A 5,601-nucleotide genomic window follows, 5' to 3' on the forward strand; every position below is an offset into this window, starting at 1 on the left:
AGTCCATGTTTTTACCTACCCCAATACTGTTTTTTTGGGTTCCTTACACGGCTCTAACCTTTTAAATATAAGCATTTAATTTCACTTGAATTTAAATGCTTTTTCCAGAAACCTTAAAGACTTAAGTTAACCCATAATAAAAATTGGTGAAAGAAATTAAATTTACCATAAAAAGTAATTTCATAAGGGAGACTACCCTTCCTGGACATTTACAGCTCTAGATACTCGTCATAGGATCGACAAACTTTTCTGATTTTAACTCCTAACAATCATTACCTAATTAAAGGCAAAAAAGCAGCTCAATAAAAGAAATTATTAAAACCAAAAAAGATAACTCTGCAAATACTCAAATAATCATTTTTTATTTCTCGAATTAAATTAAGGTAGCTTCAGTTTATGTAGTAAATTTCATTTAATCCTTTCATATTCTAGAACTATATTTATCAGACAAATCCATATATAGCTTTGAAGTATTTATTTTTCTTTCATCAAAACTATTAGAAAAATTTTAATAATCCCGAAATTTGTTATCTAGGTCAAATTTTTAGGTCTGAAAGAACATAGATGTCGTTAAACTATTTTTTTTTACCGTTGACATCATTTTTAGAACCTTTTCCAAAGGGTATGAATAAATTAGGGGATGAAACAAATAGTAATACATATATTATTTTGGGTGATATTTGCCTTTTGGACCGATTTTATTACCGATTGGACCTATACCCACATAAATTGTCCTGATCGCTGCTTATTAAATATTGGGTATACGATGAAGCGCCTTCCATTAATCATGGCCTCCACCTATTTCCTGGTCTATTTTATCCTTCCCAAATACCTTATTCGTGAAAAGCAGTACCTCAAATTTTCTTTGTCTTTTTTACTATTATTGACGCTGACTACCTTGGTAGACCGCCTTCTTATTAATTTCATTATGGATTGGGGAGAGCATTTTTTCAGCCCTATGGCCAATATTAGAAATACCTATCTATTACTTTCGGCCATGGGATTAGCCTCCTTAATCCGGTTTTTTGAATTATATCAAAAACAAGAACGAAGTAAACATAAGTTGGCTGAAGAAAACCTGAAGTCAAAACTTTCCTTTTTAAGAGCCCAGGTTAACCCTCATTTTCAATTCAATGCTTTGAACAATATTTATAGCATGGCCGTACAAAAAGGTCAATCTGAAATTGCTGCTGGAATAGAAAACCTTTCAGGCATCATGAAATACCTCACCTATGATAGTAATTCAGATTTGGTACCTCTGGAAAAAGAAATAAAGTTGATTCAGGATTATATAGATATTCAGCAACTACGTATGGCAGAAACGGACGATACTACCCTATCCTTTAAAATCACTGGGGATATCAAAGGTAGGAAGGTTGCCCCAGTTATATTACTTCCCCTAGTTGAAAATGCCTTTAAACATGGGGTAAAGCCTGAGCAAAAATGCTTGGTTAGTATTACTTTATCTGTCACTGCTTACCAATTACATTTTAAAATAATGAATACCTTTTTTGAAAAGTCTACTAATAAAATGAAGGACCAGGGAATTGGTTTAGAGAATGTGAAAGACAGATTAAGAATAGTTTACCCCGAAGGTCATCGTTTTAGCATAAGGCAAGAAGGTGCCTATTATGTTTCAGAACTGGAGGTCGATTTAAAATAAGTTAAATTTACTCTTTATGTTAAAAGCTTATATAATAGAAGATGAAGCAAAGGCCATAGATCTATTAAGCAGTTACATCCGGAAAATTGATTTTTTAGAATTAAAAGGATCGGCAAGGGACTCGCTCAAGGCCTTTAACTATTTGCAAGAAAATGAGGTGGACATTTTATTTCTGGACATCAATATGCCCGTTTTATCAGGTCTGGAATTATATAAAAGTATTAGCCGGCCTCCCCAAGTAATTTTCACTACGGCCTATCCTGAGTATGCTGTGGAAGGCTTCAATTTAGAGGCTGTTGATTATTTGCTTAAACCCATTAGTTTTCCAAGATTTCTTAGAGCCTGTGAAAAACTATTGAAACAACAAAAGAATGTCACTTCGCCTTTAGAACAGCACTCTGATTTTTCTGATATTGTCTATGTAAAAAGTGGCCCAATCACTCATAAACTTTCATGGAAGGAGATTTTATATTTAGAAAAGGATGAAAACTATGTCATTTTTCATACCAAGGAGAAACGTGTTCTAAGTAGACAGACTTTGACAGATTTAGAAGAAATTTTCCCGAATTACATCCTGAGAATCCACAAGAGTTATGCTATTTCCTTGTTGCATATAGACCAAGTGGAAAGAGAATTTCTAAAAATCTCATGCAAAGAACTTCCAATAGGCCGTACTTACCGGATCCAACTTATGGAGGGGTTAAATTTCATCAAAGGATAATGTAACCAATACACACCTAGCCTAAAGATGTGACAGGAATGGGATGAAGTAAAATACCCTTAATCGGAGAAATCGCATCCATTTAGAGTGTAGTCGGGTTGCGATGTGGATCGTACGTAGGATAGTGTATAAGGCGCACTCCCTTACCTAAATATGGAAAAACCGTCAATTCGATTGGTCTCTTTTTATCCTTAAGTGAGTAGAATTTGTATTAATTATTTATCAATTACTGAATCCTTTTTGGACCTTTTCCTTTTCTTCCAAAATGAAATTTTAGATTTGATAGCTTCTACCTTTTTCTTATCAACCCATCCAAAGTATACCAAGGCAAACAAAACAAGCCATAAAATTCCTTTTATAAGAAAAAACAGAAAACCTGCTATTCCAATATCCTTTAAAAATTCCATATTATTTTCCTCTTTTAAAAGTAGATGCTGTTTCTAACTCTTCAAAAATAATGATAAAAATTCATAAGCTTGGTTTCCTTCATCTTCTAATTTGTCTTTATGAACTCTTCTAATAGCATGCTTTCTTTAATATTTCAAAATCCTACATTTTGCAAGTCGTAGGGTTTTTCTAATACCACAATTGCCATCCAAAGATCATTGCCATAAAGTTAAGGTAAATATGGGGTAATACGTTGTCTTTACCTAAGTTGTTTAAAAATCTTGTCAACCTGCCATTAATTTGAGGCACTGACAGATGCACTTAAGCATTTGGCCACTTCAGACTTTCGACCTTCACATAGAAGAAATATGCCACAATTACGGAATACCAATAATCTACAGATTTGTAAGTCTATCCTATACATTTTTTCAGTATCTTTAGCATAGGCTGTGTGAGGATAAATTGCCTATAAATATAATTAGGTCTTAGAATTACGGTATTTCTGCAAATAACTCCGTAATCCCCCATTTTTGATATAGACGACAGCCTTAAACTTAAAGTCTATAGTATGGATAAACCACATTATTTGGTTTACATAAATGTTAACGGGCATTATGAGTTACTACATTTTAAGGAAATATGACAGAAAAGGAAAAAATGCTTAAAGGGGATTATTACAATCCATTAGATCCTGAATTGCTAAAAATATATCACAATGCAAAAAAATTACTGAAGGAGTATAATAATCTTGATTTTGAACAAAACCAAGAAAAAGAAAGAGTTCTAGCAGCGCTTTTTGAGCATAAAGGTTATGGGGTTTGGCTTGAAACACCATTTTTTTGCAAATTCGGAATTAATATTTCAATTGGGCAAAAGACAGTTATCAATACTAATTGTATATTTTTAGATGACAATAAAATATCAATTGGTAAAAATGGACTAATAGGACCTTATGTTCAAATTTATACTGCAAGTCATCCAGTAAGTGCTTCCGAAAGAATTATTGGAAAAGGCTTAGAGTCTCGGAGCCTAACTTTTGCTAAACCCATAAAAATTGGAGACAATGTTTGGATTGGAGGAAATTCAATAATTTTTCCCGATGTTAACATAGGGGATAATGTAACTATAGGAGCAGGTAGTGTAGTTACTAAAGACGTTCCTGACAATATGCTTGCCTTTGGAAACCCCTGTAAGGTAATAAAAGAAATTTAACATTTATGAAGATTTCTTAAAAGAAATTAAAATTTTTGAGAAGGGTAGATTTAAAAAAAAAGCCGGATCTAGATAGAGTCAAAAAAGGGCATTTTTATATACTTGGTTTTTTACTTGACCTGTCTTAGTCGATTGATTCCCCTTACATCTCTATAAATTAAAGAGGCCGCAAATTACTAGCGATTTGCCTTTTAAATGCCTCCGTATTTCTCTGAATAAATAGACTCTTGCCTTAGTGGAGGACCCTAATTGCTGCCTTATTGTTCATACCGGTTTGGTTAATAGTGCCGTATTATTCATATCAGCCGTTTGGAGGATGGATGCCTCGTAAATATTTCCGTTATGTAAAACGTCTGCATTGGTTTTTCAATTCTTTAAGTTCAGATATGATTCTAGGACTTGATCCAATTTCCCAAGATCTCCTAAGCTCATCAGATATTGATCAATTTCTTGATTTCCCATTGATTGAATTTTATATTCAGGTAATTCATCTCCAAACATATTGACCACTATTTTATCAACAATTCTTTCTTTGGTCCAATGGGATAGTTCATATTTCCCTACGATTGATTCCTCAATCCCTAGATGCACGATCTCATGAATTAAGGTCGGAACAGATGCTGAATAATTCTTATAGGTTCCTTCTTTTGTTGTAAAAAGCAAAATTGATCCTTCGTCCGGATTATAACTTCCTCCCGGTCCATAAAGAGTCAGCTTTATTTCATAGCGTTCGAATTCCTTAAAACTCCACGACCAATTTTCTTTCTTGATTCTCTTAAGCATTTTTTGCAAATCAACTAGATTGCTTAATACTTCATTTTGACTCAACTCATAATCTGACTTTTTATATACCTTCTCTTTCATTAGGAATAAAAGGTTGACATAATCTTCTTCAACTAATTGTTTGTTCTTTGATTTGATCACTAATGAATCTATCAGAGGATGGTAAGGTAAGCTTAATGCATACCCATTCTTTTCATAAAATGATATTTCTTCAATCAAGGACCATACATATTCTGCTTCTTTTTCGGCAGTTGGAATAGATATCATGAATTTCTTATCTGATTGGCCCAAATTAATTTGATAGCCCAGCAGCATTATAATCAAAAGAAACTTATACATATTGATCCAAATTATTCAAGTTAGCGGAAAATTTGTCTTTCCTTATTCTTTTGCACTGTTGGCAATTACTTCCTCAGATGTCAGTCCATATATAGGTGGTGTTTTGACATTTAACATTCCCAAATAAATATAAATCTGTCCACGATGATGTACTTCATGTTCAACCATTGCTCGTAACCATTTCCAGTTAGTAATTTTTACACCTCCAGGAGTGAGGCTTTTTTCCTTTAAATCAGCATTGCTTAGTTTAGAAAAGATTGCCAAAGATTCCTGGTGCATATTCCTATAGAATTGAATCACTTCCTCAAATCCATTAGCATATTCAATCCCACAGCCATTATACAGACTTGGCCTTTGTTGAATATTTTCCACATACATTTTCCTTTCGATCAGGGCCAAATGACGAATAATATCACCAATTGTGAATTTTCCAGCTTGATAAGTCCACTCTATTTTATCTTCAGGTATGTATTGAAATAATCGCTCCGTTCTTCCT

At 33.3% G+C, this 5,601-nt stretch carries 5 protein-coding genes; 3 read left to right on the top strand and 2 right to left on the bottom strand.

Annotated features, from left to right (window positions below; translation table 11 throughout):
• Positions 1–640 precede the first annotated feature (640 nt).
• The 3 genes from E1171_RS08390 to E1171_RS08400 all read left to right on the top strand — a co-directional run bounded on the left by E1171_RS08390 (position 641) and on the right by E1171_RS08400 (position 3,983).
• Positions 641–1,663 (top strand): sensor histidine kinase, encoded by a 1,023-nt coding sequence (locus E1171_RS08390; protein WP_155205560.1) that lies wholly within the window; start codon positions 641–643, stop codon positions 1,661–1,663.
• A gap of 16 nt (positions 1,664–1,679) precedes the next feature.
• Positions 1,680–2,384, top strand: coding sequence for a LytR/AlgR family response regulator transcription factor (locus E1171_RS08395; protein ID WP_155205561.1), 705 nt, complete (start codon positions 1,680–1,682; stop codon positions 2,382–2,384).
• A 1,026-nt stretch (positions 2,385–3,410) separates the two neighbouring features.
• Positions 3,411–3,983 (top strand): sugar O-acetyltransferase, encoded by a 573-nt coding sequence (locus E1171_RS08400; RefSeq protein ID WP_155205562.1) that lies wholly within the window; start codon positions 3,411–3,413, stop codon positions 3,981–3,983.
• A 366-nt stretch (positions 3,984–4,349) separates the two neighbouring features.
• On the opposite strand, the gene E1171_RS08405 is transcribed toward E1171_RS08400, so the two are convergent.
• Together E1171_RS08405 and E1171_RS08410 are read right to left on the bottom strand one after the other, a co-directional pair.
• Positions 4,350–5,105: a hypothetical protein gene (locus E1171_RS08405; RefSeq protein WP_155205563.1), complete on the bottom strand. Its 756-nt coding sequence runs from the start codon at positions 5,103–5,105 to the stop codon at positions 4,350–4,352.
• A gap of 42 nt (positions 5,106–5,147) precedes the next feature.
• Positions 5,148–5,601 (bottom strand): DinB family protein (locus tag E1171_RS08410; RefSeq protein WP_155205564.1); only part of this gene is annotated, 454 nt, incomplete at its 5' end.

Source organism: Xanthovirga aplysinae, from assembly GCF_009711365.1.
In the GTDB taxonomy this organism is placed as follows: Bacteria; Bacteroidota; Bacteroidia; order Cytophagales; family Cyclobacteriaceae; genus Xanthovirga; species Xanthovirga aplysinae.

What these genes read in the sequence shown, in the direction of transcription:
- E1171_RS08390 (WP_155205560.1), top strand. Translation starts at nt 641, where the DNA reads ATGAAACAAATAGTAATACATATATTATTTTGGGTGATATTTGCCTTT.
- E1171_RS08395 (WP_155205561.1), top strand. Translation starts at nt 1,680, where the DNA reads ATGTTAAAAGCTTATATAATAGAAGATGAAGCAAAGGCCATAGATCTA.
- E1171_RS08400 (WP_155205562.1), top strand. Translation starts at nt 3,411, where the DNA reads ATGACAGAAAAGGAAAAAATGCTTAAAGGGGATTATTACAATCCATTA.
- E1171_RS08405 (WP_155205563.1), bottom strand. Translation starts at nt 5,105, where the DNA reads ATGTATAAGTTTCTTTTGATTATAATGCTGCTGGGCTATCAAATTAAT.